Raw genomic sequence first — 20,413 nt, 5'->3', positions numbered from 1 at the left:
CATGGAACCGAACGCTCCCTTTGCCGACACGGCCGCCGCCAGCGATCCGGTGCGGGCCTATATCGAATGGATGGGAGCGAGCACGCCGGGCCCGGCCGTCTTTCCCCTGCACGAAGAGGCGGTGCTCGGACGCGACAAGCAGGACGCGCTGGCGTCGAACCGCTACATCTGCATTCCGGAAGCGACGATCAGCCGCCGCCATGCGCGCATCCGGCGCCGAGGCGCGAATTATTTCGTGGAAGACCTCCATTCGCGTAACGGCACTTTTGTCTGCGGCGAACGGCTCGCGCCCGGCGCCTGGCACCTGCTGCGCGACGGCGACGAGCTGACGCTGGCTTCGGCCCAGCTGGTGTTCCATTCGCTGATGCTGCCCGAGGGCGGCGCTTCCACCACCGTCATCACGCGCTCGGTCGACGCCACCCGCTTCGCTCCCGTGGTCGATGCCGCCCACGCCGGCCGCGGAGAGCTGGAAAAGACCGTGCACCAGCTGCACGCGATGGCGCAAGTGAGCATCGCGCTGGGCGCGGTGACCGACCAGGAAACCCTGGTCGAAAAGCTCATGAATTTTATCTTCGACCTGTTTCCGCTAGCCGAGCGCGCCTTCATCATGTTGTGCGGCGCCGACGGCGATCCGCCACGGCCGGTCGCGGTGCGAAGGCGCGGGGGAACGGCCGAAGATCCGGCCCGGGTGCGCATCTCGCACACCATCGTCGACCAGGTGCTGGTGAAAAAGCGCGCCATCCTCTCGGTCGACACCCTGGCCGACCGCCACTACGCCGCCCACGAATCGATCGTGGCGCAGGCGATCCACTCCGTGATGTGCGTGCCGCTGATCCTGGGCGAGGATGTGCTGGGGCTGATCCAGGTCGATACCTCGTCCGACCCGCGCGCTTTCCAGGAAGCCGACCTCGAAATCCTCAGCGGCGTCTGCGCCGAGACGGCGGTGGCGCTGAAGAACTTCCAGCTCTACTCGAGCATCAAGGGCCTGCTGGACGGTTTTGTCTGCGCCTCGGTGCAGGCGATCGAAGAGCGCGACCCGGTCACGGCGGGGCACTCGTTCCGCGTCGCGACCTATGCCGAGAACCTGGCGCGCGCGATCGAGCATGCCGGCGACGCCGGCCTGCGCCGCGCCGCCTTCACCCACGCCCAGCTGCGCGAGATCCGCTACGCCGCGCTGCTGCACGACTTCGGCAAGGTCGGCGTGCGCGAGCACGTGCTGCGCAAGGAGAAGAAGCTGCACCACGCCGACATGCGCCTGCTGGAACAGCGCTTCCGCTATGCGCGCGCCTGCCTCGAACGGCATGCCTGGGGCAGCCTGGCGCGGCGCCATGTGCAGGAGGAGCTGGGGATGGCGGCCTTCCGCCGCGAGGCCGAACGCATCGAAGCGCTGATCGAGGAAGAGGGGGCGCGCCTGGACGACTTCTTCGCGGCCATCGTGCGCGCCAACGAGCCCTCGGTCTCCCACACCGAACCGGCACGCGAACTGGCGGCGATCCGCGACCACGCCTGCCACGGCACCGGAGAGCCGGGTTTCAAGCTGCTCAGCGACGAGGAATTCGGCGCCCTGAACATCGGCAAGGGCTGCCTGACGCCAGACGAGCGGCGCCAGATCGAGGCCCACGTGGCCGACTCCTACTCCTTCCTGATCCTGATTCCCTGGACGCGCGAGCTGGCCGGGGTGCCGGCAATCGCGCATGGCCACCACGAAAAGCTCGACGGCTCGGGCTATCCGATGGGTTTGAAAGGCGACGAGATCAGCATCCAGACGCGCATTCTCACCATCAGCGACATCTACGATGCGCTGACTGCGCGCGACCGGCCCTACAAGGAAGCAGTGCCGAGGGAACGGGCGCTCGACCTGATTGGCGAGGAATGCCGCATCGGCCACCTCGACGCGCGCCTGTTCAAGGTCTTCGTCGAGTCGAAGGCGTGGGAGGCGCGCGCGGGAGGCGGTCCATGAAGACCCGCATCGTGCTTCCGCTCGCCCTTGCGGCGCTGCTGAGCGGCTGCCCCGACGTCAGCATGAAACCCTACCGCCAGCCCGACACGCCCGGCAAGGCGGCCTGGTCTAACCAGAAGGCGCTGCCGGTGGCGCCGAGCGAGATGATCGCGCCCGACTGGTGGAAAGGTTTTCGCGATCCCTATCTCGACGGCCTGGTCGAGCGCGCGCTCGGCGCCAACTTCGATCTCAAGATACTGGCCGCGCGGATCAGGGTCGCGAGCGCCGAGATCGGAGAAGCACGGGCCGGCGCGCTGCCGACGCTGGATGCCGGCGCCGGAGCGAGTTTCGAAAAAAGCACCGGCCAGAAGTTCAGCAAGCAGTTCAACCTCGGCACGCAGGTCAACTGGGAGATCGACGTCTGGGGCCGCGTGGCCAAGGGCGTGGAGGCGCAGACGGCGGAGTTCCGCGCCACCGAGGCCGACTGGCGCGCCGGCTACCTGAGCCTGGTCTCGGACGTGTCGACGACCTATTTCCAGATCCTGCAGTTCGACGAGCAGATCCGCCAGCAGGAACAGACGCTGGACAAGAACCGCAACATCCTGGTCACTTTCGAGGCGATGATGGGGCAGGGCCTGCTGCCGCAGACGCGGGTGCTGCAGCAGCGCGCCGAGATCAACCGACAGAGCCACGACCTGATCGAGCTGCGCCGCCTGCGCGCGCTGGCCGGCAATGCGCTCGCCACGCTGCTGGGCATACCGGCGGGCGAGTTCACGGTGCCGCCGGGCGCGCTGCAGGGCCGCGTGCAGCTGCCGATCGTGCCCGAGGGGCTGCCTTCGCAGCTGCTCAAGCGCCGTCCCGACATCGTCGCCGCCGAATACCGGGTGCTGGTGGCCTACGACCTGGTCGGACAGGCCAAGCTGGCGCAGCTGCCCTCGGTCAGCCTGACGGGACGCGGCGGCTCGGCCAGCTTCGCGCTCGGTTCGCTGCTGAAATCCTTCACCTTCGGCCTGCTCCCGTCGATCAACTTCCCGATCTTCGACCCCAGCGTCAAGGCGCGCCTGAAGACCTCGGAGGCGCGCACCGGGGTGGCCGAGAACGAGTACCGGCGCGTGGTCATGGCCGCTTTCGAGGAGGTCGAAAACGCGTTGGTCAACCTCGACGCCCACCGGCGCCAGCGCGCCGAGCTGCAGCAGCAGTCGGAACGGCTGGCGGTGGTGTCGGCGCAGGTGCAAGCGCAGCTGAAGGAAGGCATGGTGTCGCAGCTGGAGGTGTTCGAGGCCGAGCGCACGCTGCTGGCGTCGCAACTGGCGCTGCTGGCAAACCACCAGCAGATCCTGTCCGATACGGTGACGCTGTACAAGGCGCTGGGCGGCGGCTGGCCGGCGGTGGACGTGCGCAACGCGAGCACCGGGAGCCGCCCGTGACGGCGCTCGGTGCGATGGCCGCTCCGCGCTCAGCCCAGGCCAGCCGGCTGATGATCGTGCTTGTGCCGGTCTCGCATCCCGAGCTGGCGCCGATCCAGATTCGCGACAACCTGTTCGCCATCGGCCGTACCGAGGCGCCGTTCGACGGCTATCCCGAGGGCCTGGCGGCCGACCTGTCGCGCCGCCACGCGCGCATCTTCTGCGAACACGGCGCCGTGTACTTCGCGGAGCTGGGCAGCAAGAACGGCAGCAGCGTCAACGGCGCGCCGGTCCGCCAGGGCATCGTCGCGCTGCAGGACGGCGACCTGCTCGGCCTCGGCAAAACCTTGAGCTACCGGGTGCAGTTCGAGCGCGCGGCCACGCAGCCGCCGCATGCCAGGCTGGCGAGCCTGACCCTGCTGCCCGAACACGGGGACACGGGCCTGCAGCCGATCGTCGTCACCGAGTTCCCCTTCATGGTCAGCAAGGCCGACGACACCTTCGCGCGCTACCGCGACCTCGACGCCTCGCAGGTGAACTACCTGTCGCGCCGCCACGCCCACATCTTCCTGAAGGGCGGGGAGCTGCACATCGAGGACCTGGGCAGCACCAACGGCACCTTCGTGAACGGCACCCGCCTCGACGAACACGCGGTGGCCCTCGGCGACGGCGACCTGCTGGCCTTCGGGGGCCGCCATTTCGTCTACCGGGTCGCACTGGCCTGGGAAGCGCCCGCGCGCGACCCGACGCTCACGCGCATCGGCGCCGTGAAGCCGGCGCCGGTGCTGGACGCGGACCGCACGACCTTCGTTGCGGCGGCCGATTCCTTCCTCGACATCTTCTGTGCCGATGCGGCGCCGGGAGCCGATGCGCCCGATGCGCCCGCCGCGGCCCCGGTGAACGAGGAGCCGCCGCCCCAGGGCATGCTGGCCGGGCTGTATGCGGCCTTCGGCGGTCAACGGCGGCTGGATGCGCCGCGCCTGCGCCGCTGGGCTCTAATCGCGCTGGCCTGCGTGGCCGTGCTGGCCTGGGCGCTGTACGGCATCGGCCGCACCGGGCGCGAAGTGGAGGCGCTGATGAACGACGGCGCTTACGCGCAGGCGGCCGTGGTCGCGGGCGACGCCCTGGCAAACGATCCCGCCGACGCGCACATGGCGGCTTTGCACACGGAAGCGCTGCTCAAGGCGAACCTGCCTCCCTGGATGGCGGCGCTCAAGGCCGGCCAGTTTCCGCGCGCCGCGCAGCAGCTGGCCGGCATGCGCAAGCAGGTGCGCTACAACCCGGGGCTGGCGCCGCTGCTGGATGAACTCGACTGGATGCTGAAGCTCGAAACCTTTGTCGCCACGCGCGGCGGGGCGCAGGCGCCGCTGCGCGATGCGCAGGATGGCGCCCGGATCGCCCAGATCCTGCGCCAGTGGGACGAGCAGGGCGAAGCGCACCAGCGCGCCTTCGAGACCATCGCCGCCTATGTGCCGGCCTATCGCGACGCCTATGCCGACGCCGTCAGCGACGTACGCCGGCTGGCGCTGGCCAGGAGCGGACCGTGAAACGCGACTGGATCAAGCCGCACACGCTGACGCCGCTGTCGGAGGCGCTGGAGGAGCACAGCGCCGAAGGCATCTCGATTCTCACTGCCGATCCCTGGCGTTTTACGCGGGCGCTGGTGTATTCGATGGTGGCGCTGGTGCTGGCGGGCCTGGTCTGGTCCTTCTTCGGGCACGCCGACGTGCTGGTCACCGCCAACGGCAGCCTGGCGCCGGCCTCCGAAGTGCGGCGCCTGTACGCGCCGATCGACGGTGAGCTGTCCAACATCTACATCGCCGAAGGGCAGCCGGTGAAGGCGGGCGACGTCGTGGCGCGAATCTACGCGCGGGGCGCGATCGAGGCGGCGCGCAACGCGCTCGAGGCCCGCCTGAAGCTCGAGGACGCGGAGCGCGAATGGAAGGAATTCCCAGAGAAGAAAGCGCTCCTGGAGCGCAACGCCGCCGCGCTGCGCGAAGCGGCCGCCGTCGAAGAACGCCAGCACCGGCGCCGGCTGGCGGAAGGCACCAGCCAGCTGGCCCAGGGCCAGAGCGCCCAGCAGCAGGAAGCGCGCACCAACATCGAGGACGCGCGGCGCGCACGCGATGCGGCCAAACTCGAAGCCGACAAGTTCGCGCGCCTGTTCGCCCTGCCGGGCGGCGGCGGGGTCTCGCAGCTGCAGGTGGAGGGCAAGAAGAATGCCCTGCAGGCGGCCGAGAATGCGCTGCGCGTTGCGCAGGCGCGCACGACCGAGCTGGCCGCCAGGCAGAGCCTGGAGACGACCCAGGCCCGCTCGAGCCTGGAAACCAGCGGCCAGGAACTCGACAAGCTGCGCCTGCAATCGGCCGCCGCCGACCGCGAGGTGGCGAACGCCGAAGACAAGCTGCGCCTGCAGGTGCAGACCGCGCGCCTGGTGGCCGACGCCGCCGCCCGCATCCGTTTTGAAAACATCGACAAGGAGAATTTCCTGCGCATCGTCGCGCCCGTGGACGGCGTGATCACCGACGTCACCTCGACCCAGCCGGGCGACAAGATCCAGGCCAACGCGCCGCTGGGCGGCATCGCGCCGAAGAACGCTAAACCGATCCTCAAGATCGAGATCGCCGAACACGACCGCGGCTTCCTGCGCGAAGGCCTGCCGGTGCAGATGAAGTTCAACGCCTTTCCCTACCAGCGCTATGGCCTGATCCGCGGCACGCTGCAGTTCATCTCGCCGGCCACCAAACCTTCGCTGCAGACCAAGCAGCCGGTGTACGAGGGGCGGGTGTCGCTCGACCGGACCCAGTACACGGTAGGCGAGACCGTCTACCCGCTGCGTTACGGGATGACGGCGGTGGCGGAAATCGTCGTGCGCGAGCGCAGGCTGATCGACCTGGCGCTCGATCCGTTCAGGGATATTGGCGGGTGAGGGAGAATGCCGGGGCGGCTTGCGCCAACGCCGGTGCGTGCTCGGTTTCGTCCTTGAGTTCGACGCCGCTGAGCTGCCGCCGGCGGGCCTCCTGCAGCAGGTAGTGCAGCTTGTTTGCCGCCTCCTGCAAGGGTAGTCCTTCCGGCCGTACGTTCGAGATGCAGTTGCGCCGCTCGTCGGTCAGGCCCACGCGCGGCGCCCAGGTGAGATACAGGCCCATGCTGTCGGGAGAACTCAGGCCCGGGCGCTCGCCGATCAGGACCACGACCATGCGTGCGCCGAGCAGCGCGCCGACCTCGTCGCCGACGGCTACGCGGCCCTGTTCGACGATGGACAGGGGCGCCAGGGTCCACGCATCTCGCGGCAGCAACGGGCGCAGCGCCGCCAGGAAGGGGGCGGCGTTCTGTTCGATGGCCAGGGCCGAGAGGCCGTCGGCGACGACGATGGCCAGGTCGTATCCCTGCGCGTGCGGGCCGAGGAGGGCGCGCGACGCATCGTCCAGCCTGCGGCCGAGATCAGGGCGCTGCAAATAGACATTGCGGTTCCCGGCCGCGCTGTGCAGGCGCAGCGGTTCACCCGGCCAGGCCGTGGCCAGTGCCTGCGCAAGGCTGGCCGTATCGAGCGCCTGGTGTACGGCGTCGCGCGCACGCGCATGGGCGAGCTGGAAGTCGAGCTGGACCTGCGTCGGCTGGCTGATGCCGGTGTGGCCGAGGGCGATGCGCGCGGATGTGAAGCGGCGCAGGGTCTGCCAGGGGTCGGGAGGCGCGATCATGGAGGCTCCTCAGGTCAGCTGTGCCAGCGCGCGCTGGAAGGGCGCCGGTAAGGTGCGTCCCAGTTGCACCTGGCCGTCGCCGATGAAAATGCCCATGCCGCGCAGCCAGGCGTCGAACTCCGGCGCCGGCTGCAGGCCCAGCGCGCGGCGCGCATACAGGGCGTCGTGGAAGGAGGTCGTCTGGTAGTTCAGCATGATGTCGTCGGCGCCCGGCACGCCCATGATGAAGGTACAGCCGGCCGTGCCGAGCATCGTCAGCAGCACGTCCATGTCGTCCTGGTCGGCTTCGGCGTGATTGGTATAGCAGACGTCCACGCCCATGGGCAGGCCGAGCAGCTTGGCACAGAAGTGGTCCTCGAGGCCCGCGCGCGTGATCTGCTTGCCGTCGTAGAGGTATTCCGGGCCCATGAAGCCGACTACGGAATTGACCAGCAGCGGTTCGAACGCGCGGGCGACGGCGTAGGCGCGCGCTTCGCAGGTCTGCTGGTCGAGGCCGTGGTTCGCGCTTGCCGACAGGGCGCTACCTTGGCCGGTCTCGAAGTACATCAGGTTCTCGCCCACGGTGCCGCGTCCCAGCGACAGGGCCGCGGCGCGCGCTTCGCGCAGCAGGGCCAGGTCGATGCCGAAGCTGGCGTTTGCGGCCTGGGTGCCGGCGATCGACTGGAACACGAGATCAACGGGCGCGCCACGTTCGATCGCGGCCAGCGTGTTCGTTACGTGGGTCAGCACGCAGGACTGGGTGGGAATGGCGTAGCGGTCGATGATCTCGTCCAGCATGGTGACCAGCTTCGCCACCTGCGCCACATTGTCGGTGGCCGGGTTGATGCCGATGACGGCGTCGCCGCAGCCGTACATCAGGCCGTCGAAGAGGCTGGCGGCAATGCCGGACGCATCGTCCCGCGGGTGATTCGGCTGCAGGCGCGTGGACAGCGTGCCGGGTAAGCCGATGGTATTGCGAAAGCGCGTCACGACGCGGCATTTGCGGGCGACCAGCACCAGGTCCTGGATGCGCATGACCTTCGACACGGCGGCGGCCATTTCGGGCGTGATGCCGGGGGCGAGGCGCGCCAGTGCCGCGGTGTCAGCTTCGTCACTCAAGAGCCAGTCGCGCAGGGCGCCGACGGTCAGGTGACGGATTGGCGCAAAGGCGGCGTCGTCGTGGCTGTCGACGATCAGACGTGTGATCTCGTCGCTCTCGTACGGCACCACGGCCTCGTTCAGGAAGGTGGTCAGGGGCAGGTCGGCCAGCGCCATCTGCGCAGCGACGCGCTCCTCGCTGCTGCCCGCCGCGACACCGGCCAGGTAGTCGCCCGAGCGGGCGGGCGAGGCCTTCGCCAGCAGCTCGCGCAGGCTGGAGAAGGTGTAGGTATGGCTGCCGACAACGTGGGACAACTGGCTCATCGCTTGCTCCGCTGTGGTTGCACCAAGATGGTGCATCGGACACGCCACCCTGACTCTGCATCAGGGACGATGCTGCCACACTTGCGGGCCGAATGCACGCGGGTCCGGGTCACTTCGCGAGCCAGCGCTCCAGTGCCCGGATCACGGCCTCGTCGTTCGGATGGACGGCAAGCTCGCGCAGCCGCGCCGCAGGCACCAGGTGCACGGCCTGCGACTCCCAGCCCATACGCGCCGGCGTGCCGCCGACGCGGCGCGCGACGTAGTAACGGGTGTGGGTCTGGGTGCGCGTCGTGTCGAGCAGGAAGCCGACGATGCGTACCTGCAGCCCCGACTCCTCGAAGGCTTCGCGCACGCTGGCGTAAGGCAGGCTGGTGCCGGGATCGACGCGGCCCTTCGGGAAGGTCGCCGCATAGCCGCCGAAATGGTTCGAGGGCGCCACCAGCCACACGCGGCCGTCGTCTTCCAGAATCACCGCGCCGGCCGCCGCTGCATAGCCGGGCGGGAGTACGTAGGGCGGCTCGTCCAGGTCCGGGTAGGCGGCGCAGGCGCTCCAGCCCTGGCCGGTGACTGGTGCCTCGTCCCAGGGTGCGAGGGGAACGCCGTTCAGCACCGCGGGCAGGGCGCCGCCGGGGACGACGGTTGCGACCTGCTGCGGATCGTCCCATGCAAACAGGGAGGTGGGCGTCGAGGGCTGGCGGATGAGGACGGGCTGGCCGTCGTCGTTGGGGGAGGGATGGAAGGTGGGCATGGTGCGTCGGCTCATGCCACTTCGAGACGGCCGAAGAAGCCGTACTGCAGACTGGCGGCGATGCGCCGCGCCGCCGCCATGAATTCTTCCGCGACCTCGGGCTGGAACAGGCGCCGCACGTGGCTTTCGAACAAAGTCAGCCAGCGCCGGAAGTGTTCGGGTTCGATTCCAGCCAAGGCCATGTGCTTGCCGTAGACATTGCCCTTGAACTCGGCGCTGGAGAGCATCACCGAGCACCAGAAGTCGACCATGCGGGCGAGATGCGGTTCCCAGTGGTCGCCGATCGCGCCGTCGAAGACCGGTTGCAGCAGGGCGTCGCGGCGGATGTCGGCGTAGAAGTCGTGGACGAGGGTGGCGATGGCGTCGCGGGTGGGTTCGGTGTGCATGGTGGTGCTTGCTGGAATGGGGCGCTTCTTCGGAATAGGTGCAATCAGGGCTGCCCCGTCGATAACGAGTTAGCCATGGGGCTCGCTGTCTTGGTTCGACATTGTCGCAGATTCCCGGCAGAGAATCGATCCGCTACCTCGACCGCAATACTTTGCCGTTTGCCATCAGTGAGCGACGAAGTTCGGATCGGATCTGCTATGTGATAACGGTCTTCTCAGCAAAACGCATAGAGCGTTACTTCCATTGGTTTCCGGACACTGCCGCACTAATCTTGTCGCTAGGTCTGCGCCTTGTACGTCGTCAATCGACCCATTGCAGACGTTCATAGACTTCACTTCTTGATCTGGTCGAGCCATTCAACAAACCACTCTGCAGGCATGCGCTCATCGTCGAACGAGCCGGAGTGGAGTTCTTCGATCGAATATTTGTTTGCGAGGTAGAGATCCCATTGCGTTTCAACGTCAGTTAGCACGGGTAGCAATTGCTCTATCTCGTCCTCAGCATCGATGTCGATGTACTGGCACCAGAAGCGATCACACCACTCGGCAATTTGCTTGTGGCTGTACGGGCTTGCGCCTGGATTCGCCCCATGCTGCAGCAAAAGTTCGGCAGAAGCACGCGTGAACGGTAGACCGATAACACTGGTGGAAATCATCATTAAAGTCGCGTCTTTCAATGTCCGCTCCTGGCCGGCTGCAGACGTTCGGAAAGGCTCAGTGTATGAGAGGGTTGGTGTCAGGGCAAGTGAAGGAGCTAAAGGCTCCGCGCCAGACGCATGTCGACGCGCGATGGCATAATCGTAATCGAATCTGCACCTACATCTCAGCTAAACATAGGAACCCCCATGGTCCTCGAAAGCGCCGAACTCCTGATTAAACCCGGCATGGAAGCCGAATTCGAAGCTGGCGTGCGCCAGGCCACGCCGCTGTTCCAGCGCGCCCGCGGCTGCGAAGGCATGCAGCTCCAGCGCGGCATCGAGAATCCGCGTGCCTACCGGCTGCTGGTGCGCTGGCAGACGGTGGAAGATCATAACGTCCATTTCCGCGGCAGCGAGGATTTCCAGGAGTGGCGGCGGCTGGTCGGCCATTGCTTCGATGGGGCGCCGAATGTCAGCCACCTGGAGACGGTACTGGAAGGCTTCTGAATCATGTGCGTGAATTATCGTCCGCCTACGCCCGAGCAGTTCGGGACGCTGGGTGCGTTCAGCGACTTGCCGAACGACTGGCGCTGGCCGGAGGAGACCTGGAAGGATTACGTCGCGCCGATCCTGCGCAGGGGTGCGCATGGGCGGATCGAGGCGCGGCTGGCGACCTATGGCATGGTGCCGCGGCGGCGGATTCCGCCGGAGATCAAACCCTTCGATACGATGAATGCGCGGGCCGAGTCGATCGGGGAGCGGCGGTCGTTTGCGCTCCCGTGGCGGCGCTTGCAGCTGTGTGCGATCCCGATGGCGTGGTTTTATGAGCCTTGCTATGAGAGTGGGCGCGCGGTGCGGCATGGGATCGGGATGGCGGACGAGTCGCTGTTTTTTGTCGCGGGACTGTGGCGGGATTGGCCGGAGGAGGATGGGACGGCGGCGACTTCATTCACGCAGATTACGATCAACGCGGACGAGCATCCGTTGATGAAGCGGATGCATAAGCCGGATGATGAGAAGCGGTCGCTTGTGATTTTGCCACGGGATGAGGTGGAGGATTGGCTGGGGTGCAGCGATCTGGAGGTGGCGCGCAGCTTTTTGCGGCATTATCCGGCGGAGAAGATGCGTGATTGGGCGGCGCCGAGCGCGCCGGCGCGCAGGGCGCCGGCGCCGTCAGCCAATCTCGAGTTGTTTTAGACAGGCCGCGGGCGATACACGCGGTGTACCGCGTAGGCACGGAGTGCCCACCCTACGAAAGGCCGATGCGAGTGCCGCAGCGGCCGTCCCCCACTTAGCCCGCGCGGCGGATCTGGATCACATTCGCCGGGGCTTTGAATTCCTCCACCAAGCGTTTCTGCTCGTCCCGCAGCTTGTCCAGGTTCGCCAGCTTGACGTGGCCATAGCCGCGGATCTTCTCCGGCAGCTGCGCCAGCTTCAACGCCGCCTCGCGGTTATGCAGCGTCAGGGTAGACGCAAACGTCTGCACCAGCGCGATGTAGTCGTCGCGCAGCGCGCGCTCAAGGCGGCGCTCGTCGGTGTAGCCGAACAGGTCGAAAGGCGTCGCGCGCAGGAACCTCAAGTGGCGCAGGACTTCGAAGCCCTTCATCATCCACGGACCGAAGGTGCGCTTGGCCGGGATGTCGGTGCCGGGGCGCTTCTTCGACACCAGCGGCGCGGCCAGGTGGAACTGCAGCGTGTAGTCGCCGTCGAACTGCTCGGCGATCATCTTGCGGAAGGCCGGGTCGGCGTGCAGGCGCGCCACTTCGTACTCGTCCTTGTAGGCCATCAGTTTATACAGGCTGCGCGCCACGGCGCGGGTGATCGGCAGCTTCGAGGCGTCGCCGGCGACTTCGCGTTCCTTGCGTTCGACCGCGCCGACCAGTTCCACGTAGCGCTGCGCATAGGCCTCGTCCTGGTAGGCCGTCAGCTGCTCGCGGCGGAAGCTGACCATCTCTTCCAACGACTTCGGCGCGGCGAACTGGATGATCTTCGCATCCGAGCGCTTCAGGCGCGCCAGCGCGTCCTTGTCGGCGGCCAGCACGCGGCCGACGGTGAACGCGCGCTTGTTCATGTCGATGGCGACGTTGTTGAGTTCAATGGCGCGCATCATGGCCGGCAGGCCGACCGGGATCAGGCCAAGCTGCCAGGCGTAACCCATCAGCAGGATGTTGGCGACGATCGAATCGCCCAGCACCTCGAGCGCCACGTCCTGCGCATTCAGCACGAAAGTGCCGGCGTCGCTGCCGGAGGCGCGCAGCTTGGCCAGCAGTTCTTCCTTCGGCACGATGGCGTCCGGATTGCCGGTGAAGTCGGCGGTCGGGATCTCGCGCTCATTGGCCACCACGCGGGTGACGTCGCGCTGCATCACTGCCAGGGCGTCCGGCATCGCGGCCACCACCAGGTCGCAGGCGAGGATGGCGTCGGCCTGCTGCAGGTCGATGCGGACCTGGTTCAGGTGCGCCGGCGACGCGGCCAGGCGCACGTGCGACATCACGGCGCCGCCTTTTTGCGCGAAGCCCATGAAGTCGAGCGTGGAGGCGCCTTTGCCTTCCAGGTGGGCCGCCATCGTGATCAGCGCGCCCACCGTCACGACACCCGTGCCGCCGACGCCGGCCACCAGCATCTCGAATGGACGCGCGAAGTCGTGAGCCGCAGGCAGCGGGTGCTTGACGAGGATGGTTTCCAGGTCGGCTAGCGTGATCGTGGCGGCGGCAGGCTTCTTCAAGCTACCGCCCAGCACCGACACGAAGCTCGGGCAGAAGCCTTCGACGCACGAATAATCCTTGTTGCAGGACGATTGCTCGATCTGGCGCTTGCGGCCCAGTTCCGTTTCCAGCGGCAGGATCGACAGGCAGTTCGACTGCACGCCGCAGTCGCCGCAGCCTTCGCAGACGGCCGGGTTGATCACCATGCGCTTGGCCGGGTCCGGGAATTCGACATGGCCGTTCTTGTTCTTCTTGCGGCGGCGGCGCTTCTCGGCGGCGCAGGTCTGGTCGTAGACCAGCACCGTTACTCCCTGCATCTCGCGCATGCGGCGCTGGATCGCATCGAGCTCGCTGCGGTGATGCACTTCGACGCCTTCGGGCAGCTTGATGCCTTCGTACTTTTCCGGCTCGTCGGTGACGACGACCGCATAGGCCGCGCCTTCGCTCACGACCTGCTGCAGGATCTGCGGCACGGTCAGCTTGCCGTCCACCGGCTGGCCGCCCGTCATGGCGACCGCGTCGTTGTACAGGATTTTATAGGTGATGTTGGTGCGCGCGGCGATGGCCTGGCGGATGGCCAGGTAGCCGGAGTGGTAATAGGTGCCGTCGCCCAGGTTCTGGAACACGTGCTTCTCGTTGGTGAAGCGCGAAGCCGCGACCCAGGGCACGCCTTCGCCACCCATCTGCGTCAGGCTGACGGTGGAGCGGTCCATCCAGGTCGCCATGAAGTGGCATCCGATGCCGGCCAGCGCGCGGCTGCCCTCGGGCACCCTGGTCGAGGTGTTGTGCGGGCAGCCGGAGCAGAAGTAGGGCGTGCGCTTGACGCCGTCGCCCTTGTTCGACAGGGCTTCGGCCTTGCAGAAGGCGGGCAGAAACTGTTCCAGCGCCAGCGCCGGGAAGCGCGGCGCCAGCCAATGGATCAGGGCCGGGGCGATGCGCGAGGGGCGCAGTTCGCCCAGGGCGGAGAGCAGCGGCGTGCCGTCGAGGCGAGTCTTGCCGAGGATCGCTGGTCGCGATTCGCTTGGGAGGTTGTAGAAGGCGCTCTTCAGCTGCTCTTCCATAACCGCGCCTTTTTCCTCGACCACAAGGATTTCGCTCAGGCCCTGCGCAAAGGCGAGCAGACGGGTGCGCTCCAGCGGATAGGTCAGTCCCGGCTTGTAAATGCGCACGCCCAGTTCTTCCAGGCGGGCTTTGGTGAGGCCCATGCGCTCGAGCGCTTCCATCAGGTCGAGATAGGCCTTGCCGGCGCTGATAATGCCCACTTGCGCGTGCGGCGCAGCCACGACCGTGCGGTCGATCGAATTGACGGCGGCAAAAGCGGCGACGGCGCGCAGCTTTTCTTCCAGGCGCGCTTCCAATGCCAGGCTCGGCAGGTCGGGCCAGCGCATGTGCAGGCCGTCGGCCGGATAGACATAGTCGGGCTTGGCCGCGAAGGGCGCAGGCAGGCCCGCTTCAATGACCGCGCCGCCTTCCACGGTTTCGGAGATGGCCTTGAAGCCGACCCAGTTGCCGGTGAAGCGCGACATGGCCCAGCCGTAGAGGCCGAAGGCCGTGTATTCCTCGATGTTGGCGGGATTAATGACCGGCATCGACCAAGCCATCATCACCTGCTCGCTCTGGTGCGGCATCGAGGACGACACGCAGCCGTGGTCGTCGCCGAGGATGACCAGCACGCCGCCGAGGGGCGAGCTGCCGTAGGTGTTGCCGTGCTTGAGGGCGTCGCCGGCGCGGTCCACGCCCGGGCCCTTGCCGTACCACATCGCGAACACGCCATCGACCTTGCGCTGCGGGTCGGCGCCGACCTGCTGGGTGCCCAGCACGGCGGTCGCACCCAGTTCCTCGTTGATTGCCGGCAGGAATTCGATGTCGTGCGCCTGCAGCACCTTGCTCGCGCGCCAGGCTTCCTGGTCGACCGCGCCCAAAGGCGAACCGCGGTAGCCGCTGATGAAGCCGGCGGTGTTCAGGCCGGCGCGCGCGTCCATGCGTTTTTGCATGATGGCGATACGCAGCAGGGCCTGGGTGCCGGTGATGAACACGCGGCCGTCCTCGCGCACGAGATTATCGTCGAGGCGGTAGTCGGGGTACACCAGGTCGGTGGTCTGCGGCTGATCGAGGTGCTTCGGGATGTCTCCCATGGGGTCTCCAGTATGTTCTTGTTGATGCGCGCGTGCGCCCGCGGGGCTGGGAACCATCTTAGTGAATCGGCCAGAATTAATTTGCCGGTTTTTGCGTTATGGGCGATAGAATAGGCAAACCATTCCTAAGCGGGCACCAAAAATGGCAAATCCTACCCTCGACAAGCAGTCGATCAAAATCCTGCGCGAATTGCAGGCAAACGGCCGCATTCCTTCCGCCGAGCTGGCCGAACGGGTGGCGATGTCGACCTCTCCCTGCTGGCGGCGCCAGAAGGAGATGGAGGAGACCGGCGTCATCGAGCGCTATGTCGCACTCGTGAATCGGAGGAAAGTAGGTTTGTCGGTGATCTGTTTCCTGCACATCTCGCTGACCGGGCATACCGAGGGCACCGTCAAGACCTTCGAGGACGCGATGAACGTCCGTCCCGAGGTGCTCGAGTGCTATGAAGTCACCGGCACTTTCGACTACACGGTCAAGATGGTGTTTTCCTCGATGGACGACTACCACGACTTCCTGCACAACGTGCTGGTCAAGCTGCCTGGCATCTCGCAGATCAATACCAGCGTCGCGCTGCGCGAAGTGAAGTACGAGACCGCCTTGCCCCTGTAATTTTTGCGCCGCTGTGTTTCCCATTGCACGGTTCCAGCCGGATATTTACGCGACACTGGCGGCATTCACATGGAGAACAACACGATGTCCACATCAGCCGCCACCGTGGAGCAGGGCATCCACATCGCCGGCGTCGGCCGTTTCCAGTACCGGCTGTTCCTGATCTTCGGCCTGGTCTGGATGGCCGACGCGATGCAGGTGCTGTCGATCGGCTTCAGCGCGCCCTCGATTGCCAAAACCTTCGGCATCGCCGTGCCGCAGGCGCTCGAAACCGGGACCCTGTTTTTTGTCGGGATGCTGATCGGCGCCTTCGTGTTCGGGCGCCTGGCCGACCGCATCGGCCGTCGCCCGGTGCTGATGGCGGCGGTCGTGGTCGATGCCTGCTTCGGTGTCGCCTCCGCCTTCGCGCCCGATTTCACCTGGCTGCTGGTGCTGCGCTTCCTCACCGGGATCGGCGTCGGCGGCACGCTGCCGGTCGACTACACGATGATGGCCGAGTTCCTGCCCGCCGAGCGGCGCGGGCGCTGGCTGGTGCTGCTGGAATCCTTCTGGGCCGTCGGCACGATCTTCCTCGCGGTGCTGGCCCTGGTCGCGCTGCGCTGGGGAGACGATGCCTGGCGCGTGATCTTCTTCGTCACCGGCATCCCGGCCCTGGCCGGCGTCGTACTGCGCCTGTCGATCCCGGAGTCGCCCATGTACCTGAACCGCAGCGGGAATGCGGAAGGCGCGCGTGCCGTGCTGGAACGGATCGCGCGCGTCAACGGACGCAGCGAGCCGATTCCGGCGCTGCAGCCCGAGCACCCGGTCAAGCGCTCGCTGTCCGCACTGTTCGACGGCACCCTGCGCCGGCGCAGCCTGGCCCTGTTCCTGGCCTGGGCGCTGATCTCGATCGCCTATTACGGCGTGTTCGTTTACCTGCCGGTGCGCCTGAGTGCCGAGGGATTCGGCTTCATGCGCGGACAGGAATTCCTGATTTTGCTGGCGCTGGTGCAGCTGCCCGGCTTCGCACTGTCGGCGTATGGCGTGGAGCGCTGGGGCCGCAAGCCGACGCTGGTCGGCTTCCTCCTGCTGAGCGCCGCGGGCTGCCTGTGCTACAGCCTGGGCAGCACGACGCCGGTGGTGGTCGGCTCGACCCTCTTGATGAGTTTTGCGCTGCTCGGCACCTGGGGCGCGCTGTACGCGTTCACGCCCGAGGTCTATCCGACCGAGCTGCGCGCCAGCGGCATGGGCACGGCGGGGGCGGTGGCGCGCTTCGGCGGCCTGTTCGCCCCCAGTATCGTCGCGCCCGTGATGGCGACCCAGTTCACGCTGTCGCTGGCGATGCTGGCCGCCTTCCTGGCGGCGGGGGCCGTGGCGATCCTGTGCGTGGACGTGGAATCGCGTAACCGCGCGCTGGAATAGGTTCTGGCCGGTAGCGCGATGTTGATTATATAATTGACATATCGGCCAGAAGGGCGGGGCGGCCGGGATCCAATGCGCCATTGGCAGAACCTCGTCCAACCTCTCGAACACTGCCGATGACTTCGCCCCCGCACGAGCCCGCCGACGCCGCACCCGCCGCTCCCACCCCGGGCGAAGCGATCGAGGCCAGCGTCTTCTCCTTCCTCCAGCACCGCATCCGCGACGTCATGTTCGTGCTCGAGGTGCTGCCGTCCGGGCGCTACCGCTTCGTCTACGTGAACGCGGCCTTCGAGGCCGCCACCGGCATTCCGCCCGCGGCCGTGGTCGGCAAGTTCGTCGAGGAAGTGATCCCGCCCGAATCGATCGACCTGGTGCGTGAGAACTACCGCCGCGCCCTCGACAGCGGCGCCAGCGTGCACTGGGACGAAATCTCGGAGTATCCGACCGGCCGCAAGGTGGGCGAGGTGACGGTGACGCCGGCCCCCGCGCCCGACGGCCTGGGGCGCCTGCTGATCGGGACCGTGCACGACATCACCGAGCGCCACCAGGCCCAGGCGCGCCTGGCCGAGCTGGAAGAACGCTCGCGCCTGGCGCTGGAAGCCTCGGGCTCGGGTTCCTTCGACTGGCATGCGGCCGGCGACCGCGTCTTCGTTTCCGAGAAATGCCGCCAGCTGCTCGGCTTCGCGTCCGACAGTTACGAGCTCGAGACATTGAGGCTGCCGCGCCTGGTGCACCCCGACGAGCTGCCGCTGGCGCTCGGGACGCTGGCGCGCCTGCGCGCGGGCGTGGACGACACCTTCTCGCTCGAACTGCGCATGCGCCACCTGTACGGCCACTGGATCTGGCTGCGCTGCCAGGGCCGCGCCTTGCGCAATGGCGACGGCCGGCTGGAACGGGTGTTCGGCGCATGCTCCGACATCACGCGCGCCAAGGAAGCCGAAGACGCGATGGAGCGTGCCTCGCTGGTGTTCGCGCACAGCAGCGACGCGATCGCCATTTCCGACAGCGCCGGCTGCATCGTCATGGTCAATCCCGGCTTCACGCGCATGCGCGGCTACGAGCGCGACGAGATCATCGGCCAGACCGGCGAGGTCTACGACGCCGGCATGGAACGCGACGGCCGCCACGAGGCGCTGCGCCTGCAGGCGCTACGGACCGGGCATGCGCAGGGCGAGGTATGGAGCCGGCACAAGGACGGCCACCCGATCGCCGAGCAGCGCTCGCTCACTGCGGTGCGGGTCGCCGACGGCGCCGTGCGCCACTACATCGAGATCGCCAGCGACATCACCAAGGCCAAGAAGGACGAGGAGCGGCTCTGGCGCCACGCGAACTACGACAGCCTGACCGGCCTGCCGAACCGCCACCTGTTCCTCGACCGCCTGCGCCAGGCCATCCGTAACACTCACCGCGGCGAGCATCCGGCCTTCTCGCTGCTGTACATCGACCTCGACCAGTTCAAGGAAGTCAACGACACGCTCGGGCATCCGGTCGGAGATCAGCTGCTCAAGGAAGCGGCCCAGCGCCTGCTGCGCTGCACCCGCGAAACGGACACCGTGTCCCGGATCGGCGGCGACGAGTTCACGGTGCTGCTGGTCGACCTCGACAGCCTGGATAACGAAGACCCGCACGTGATCGAGCGCGTCGCGCACGGCATCATCGAGGCCATGTCGCAGCCTTTCCAGATCGAGGGCGAAACCCTGCACGTGTCGGCCAGCATCGGCGTGACGCACTTCCCGGCCGACGGCGGCGACGCCGACAGCCTGCTCAAGCACGCCGACCAGGCCATGTACGCGGCCAAGCACCTCGGCCGCAACCGCTTCGCCTACTTCTCGCCGGCGATGCAGGCGCGGGCCCAGGAGCGGCGCCGCACCAGCGACGAGCTGCGCCAGGCGGTCGCGCGCGGCGAGCTGCAGATGCACTACCAGCCGATCGTCGAGCTGGCGACGGGGCGGATCGTGAAGGCCGAGGCCCTGCTGCGCTGGCGCCATCCGGAACGCGGCTGGGTCAGCCCGGTGGAATTCATCCCGCTGGCCGAGGAGACGGGCCTGATCTTCGACATCGGCGAGTGGGTGTTCCGCACGGCGGTGAGCGACGCCGCGCGCTGGCGGGGCGAAGGATGCGAGATCCAGGTCAGCATCAACGTCTCGCCGCTGCAGATCGCCAAGGGCGGCGCCAGCTTCGCGCGCTGCATGGAGTTCCTGGCCTCGCAGCGCCTGCCGCGCCATGCGATCGTCATCGAGGTCACGGAAGGCACGCTGCTGCAGCACGACCGCAACGTCGAGGAGCGCCTGCGCGAACTCGAGGAACGGGGCCTGGCGCTGGCGCTGGACGATTTCGGCACCGGCTATTCATCGCTCTCCTACCTGCAGCAATACCGCTTCGAATTCCTGAAGATCGACCGCGCTTTTGTCGGCAACATGCAGACCGACAGCCGCCAGCTGGCCCTGTGCCGCACCATCATCGCGATGGCGCACACGCTGGGCATGCGCGTGATCTCGGAGGGCATCGGCGACGAACAGGCGGCCGAGCTGCTGCGCCACGCCGGTTGCGACTACGGGCAGGGCTTCTACTTCCACCAGCCGATGCCGGCCGCGCCCTTCGAGCAGCTGCTGCGTGCGCGCGACCTGCCGCCGGCCCTGCATTGAGGCCTCGCGCTCAGCGCAGGTCACCCGTCTCGTAGTACACCGTGCCGGTCACCGCGGCCTGGCGCGCCAGGGCCGGCAGGTCGGCCTCGACGCCATGCTTCGCGATCTCGACCGGGCCCCTGGCGGGATGCGCGAGCAGCACGATGTGCTCGAAGTCGGGGCGGTTGTCGATCAGTTTCACGAGGAAGCCACCAACTGGCAGGTAGCGCGCGACCGGATGTACGGCCGGCTGCGGCGACAGGGTCCGGTACAGGACGACCTGCTCGACAACCAAGGCGGCCCCGCGTTCGCGGATGGTGCCGTCGCGTTCGAAATGGCCCTTGACCACGTTGGCGCGGAAAGCCCGCAGGGGCGCCGCGCTGCCGGGCGCCAGGCGATGCAGGGCAAAGGCTTCGGGTTCCAGCGTCCACAGGGCGGTCTTGCCGTCCAGCCGCGCGCGCATGGCGCGATCCAGTGCCGGGTCTTCGAAGCGCACTTTCAGGACGACCTGGTTGTCGTGCGGCGCATGAAACAGGGGCAGGTGCGAGGCGTACAGGCCATCGCTGCCGCCGAACAGCACCATGCCGTGCACCCCGTGGCTGGGCTCGCGGGCGGACAGCTGGAAGGGCAGCAGGAGCAGGAAGACGACGAGCAGGCGGCGGGCAAGGGAGGCGAGAATCATGGCGGAGGTGGGCGCAGGGTCAAACCGTGCATGGTAG

At 67.3% G+C, this 20,413-nt stretch carries 16 protein-coding genes; 9 read left to right on the top strand and 7 right to left on the bottom strand.

Translation table 11 applies throughout. The annotated features are described in order from the left end of the window. The first annotated feature begins 1 nt into the window (after position 1). From ACFPQ5_RS10900 to ACFPQ5_RS10885, 4 genes are read left to right on the top strand one after another with little or no spacing between them, the layout of a single operon-like run. A complete protein-coding gene (locus ACFPQ5_RS10900; protein WP_379754868.1) occupies positions 2-1,960 on the top strand; it encodes an HD domain-containing phosphohydrolase in 1,959 nt (652 codons plus the stop codon). Further along, positions 1,957-3,366, top strand: a complete 1,410-nt coding sequence (locus ACFPQ5_RS10895) for an efflux transporter outer membrane subunit (RefSeq protein ID WP_379754865.1) — start codon at positions 1,957-1,959, stop codon at positions 3,364-3,366. Before ACFPQ5_RS10900 ends, ACFPQ5_RS10895 begins: the two co-directional genes overlap by 4 nt. Next, a complete protein-coding gene (locus ACFPQ5_RS10890) occupies positions 3,363-4,892 on the top strand; it encodes an FHA domain-containing protein (protein WP_379754862.1) in 1,530 nt (509 codons plus the stop codon). The genes ACFPQ5_RS10895 and ACFPQ5_RS10890 overlap by 4 nt, the downstream gene beginning before the upstream one ends. Then, positions 4,889-6,274, top strand: a complete 1,386-nt coding sequence (locus tag ACFPQ5_RS10885; protein ID WP_379754859.1) for an HlyD family efflux transporter periplasmic adaptor subunit — start codon at positions 4,889-4,891, stop codon at positions 6,272-6,274. The genes ACFPQ5_RS10890 and ACFPQ5_RS10885 overlap by 4 nt, the downstream gene beginning before the upstream one ends. Here ACFPQ5_RS10885 and eutC read toward each other — a convergent pair. The 5 genes from eutC to ACFPQ5_RS10860 all read right to left on the bottom strand — a co-directional run bounded on the left by eutC (position 6,255) and on the right by ACFPQ5_RS10860 (position 10,258). Further along, positions 6,255-7,046 carry an ethanolamine ammonia-lyase subunit EutC gene (eutC, locus tag ACFPQ5_RS10880; RefSeq protein ID WP_379754856.1) on the bottom strand — a complete coding sequence of 264 codons (792 nt, stop codon included), beginning with the start codon at positions 7,044-7,046 and terminating at the stop codon, positions 6,255-6,257. The two genes, ACFPQ5_RS10885 and eutC, sit on opposite strands and share 20 nt — an antisense overlap. A 9-nt stretch (positions 7,047-7,055) precedes the next feature. Continuing rightward, positions 7,056-8,447: an ethanolamine ammonia-lyase subunit EutB gene (locus ACFPQ5_RS10875; protein WP_379754853.1), complete on the bottom strand. Its 1,392-nt coding sequence runs from the start codon at positions 8,445-8,447 to the stop codon at positions 7,056-7,058. 109 nt (positions 8,448-8,556) lie between these two features. Next, positions 8,557-9,210, bottom strand: a complete 654-nt coding sequence (locus tag ACFPQ5_RS10870; RefSeq protein WP_379754850.1) for an NUDIX hydrolase — start codon at positions 9,208-9,210, stop codon at positions 8,557-8,559. Further along, a complete protein-coding gene (locus tag ACFPQ5_RS10865; protein ID WP_379754847.1) occupies positions 9,207-9,581 on the bottom strand; it encodes a group III truncated hemoglobin in 375 nt (124 codons plus the stop codon). Before ACFPQ5_RS10865 ends, ACFPQ5_RS10870 begins: the two co-directional genes overlap by 4 nt. Before the next feature lie 332 nt (positions 9,582-9,913). Next, the gene (locus ACFPQ5_RS10860; protein WP_379754844.1) at positions 9,914-10,258 is read right to left on the bottom strand and encodes a hypothetical protein; all 345 of its coding nucleotides are present in this window, start codon (positions 10,256-10,258) and stop codon (positions 9,914-9,916) included. 168 nt (positions 10,259-10,426) lie between these two features. Here ACFPQ5_RS10860 and ACFPQ5_RS10855 point away from each other — a divergent pair, with 168 nt between their 5' ends. Together ACFPQ5_RS10855 and ACFPQ5_RS10850 are read left to right on the top strand one after the other, a co-directional pair. Beyond that, complete coding sequence (locus tag ACFPQ5_RS10855) at positions 10,427-10,726, top strand: antibiotic biosynthesis monooxygenase family protein (RefSeq protein ID WP_379754841.1); 300 nt, start codon at positions 10,427-10,429, stop codon at positions 10,724-10,726. A gap of 3 nt (positions 10,727-10,729) precedes the next feature. Then, complete coding sequence (locus tag ACFPQ5_RS10850; protein WP_379754838.1) at positions 10,730-11,416, top strand: SOS response-associated peptidase; 687 nt, start codon at positions 10,730-10,732, stop codon at positions 11,414-11,416. A 94-nt stretch (positions 11,417-11,510) separates the two neighbouring features. On the opposite strand, the gene ACFPQ5_RS10845 is transcribed toward ACFPQ5_RS10850, so the two are convergent. Beyond that, the gene (locus ACFPQ5_RS10845) at positions 11,511-15,059 is read right to left on the bottom strand and encodes an indolepyruvate ferredoxin oxidoreductase family protein (protein WP_379754835.1); all 3,549 of its coding nucleotides are present in this window, start codon (positions 15,057-15,059) and stop codon (positions 11,511-11,513) included. Between the two features lie 142 nt (positions 15,060-15,201). On the opposite strand from ACFPQ5_RS10845, the gene ACFPQ5_RS10840 reads away from it, so the two are divergent. The 3 genes from ACFPQ5_RS10840 (at position 15,202) to ACFPQ5_RS10830 (ending at position 19,715) form a co-directional block, all read left to right on the top strand. Beyond that, positions 15,202-15,669 (top strand): Lrp/AsnC family transcriptional regulator, encoded by a 468-nt coding sequence (locus tag ACFPQ5_RS10840; protein ID WP_379754832.1) that lies wholly within the window; start codon positions 15,202-15,204, stop codon positions 15,667-15,669. Positions 15,670-15,753: 84 nt separating this feature from the next. Further along, entirely contained in the window at positions 15,754-17,070 is a 1,317-nt protein-coding gene (locus ACFPQ5_RS10835; protein ID WP_379754828.1) for an MFS transporter, read from the top strand. Between the two features lie 116 nt (positions 17,071-17,186). Then, complete coding sequence (locus tag ACFPQ5_RS10830; RefSeq protein WP_379754825.1) at positions 17,187-19,715, top strand: sensor domain-containing protein; 2,529 nt, start codon at positions 17,187-17,189, stop codon at positions 19,713-19,715. 10 nt (positions 19,716-19,725) lie between these two features. Here ACFPQ5_RS10830 and ACFPQ5_RS10825 read toward each other — a convergent pair whose 3' ends face one another. Beyond that, complete coding sequence (locus tag ACFPQ5_RS10825; protein WP_379754822.1) at positions 19,726-20,376, bottom strand: hypothetical protein; 651 nt, start codon at positions 20,374-20,376, stop codon at positions 19,726-19,728. Positions 20,377-20,413 lie beyond the last annotated feature (37 nt).

Origin of the sequence: Massilia suwonensis, from assembly GCF_042655665.1 — a bacterium.
Classification (GTDB): Bacteria; Pseudomonadota; Gammaproteobacteria; order Burkholderiales; family Burkholderiaceae_D; genus Telluria; species Telluria suwonensis.
This window is presented reverse-complemented; position numbering and strand designations above follow the sequence as displayed.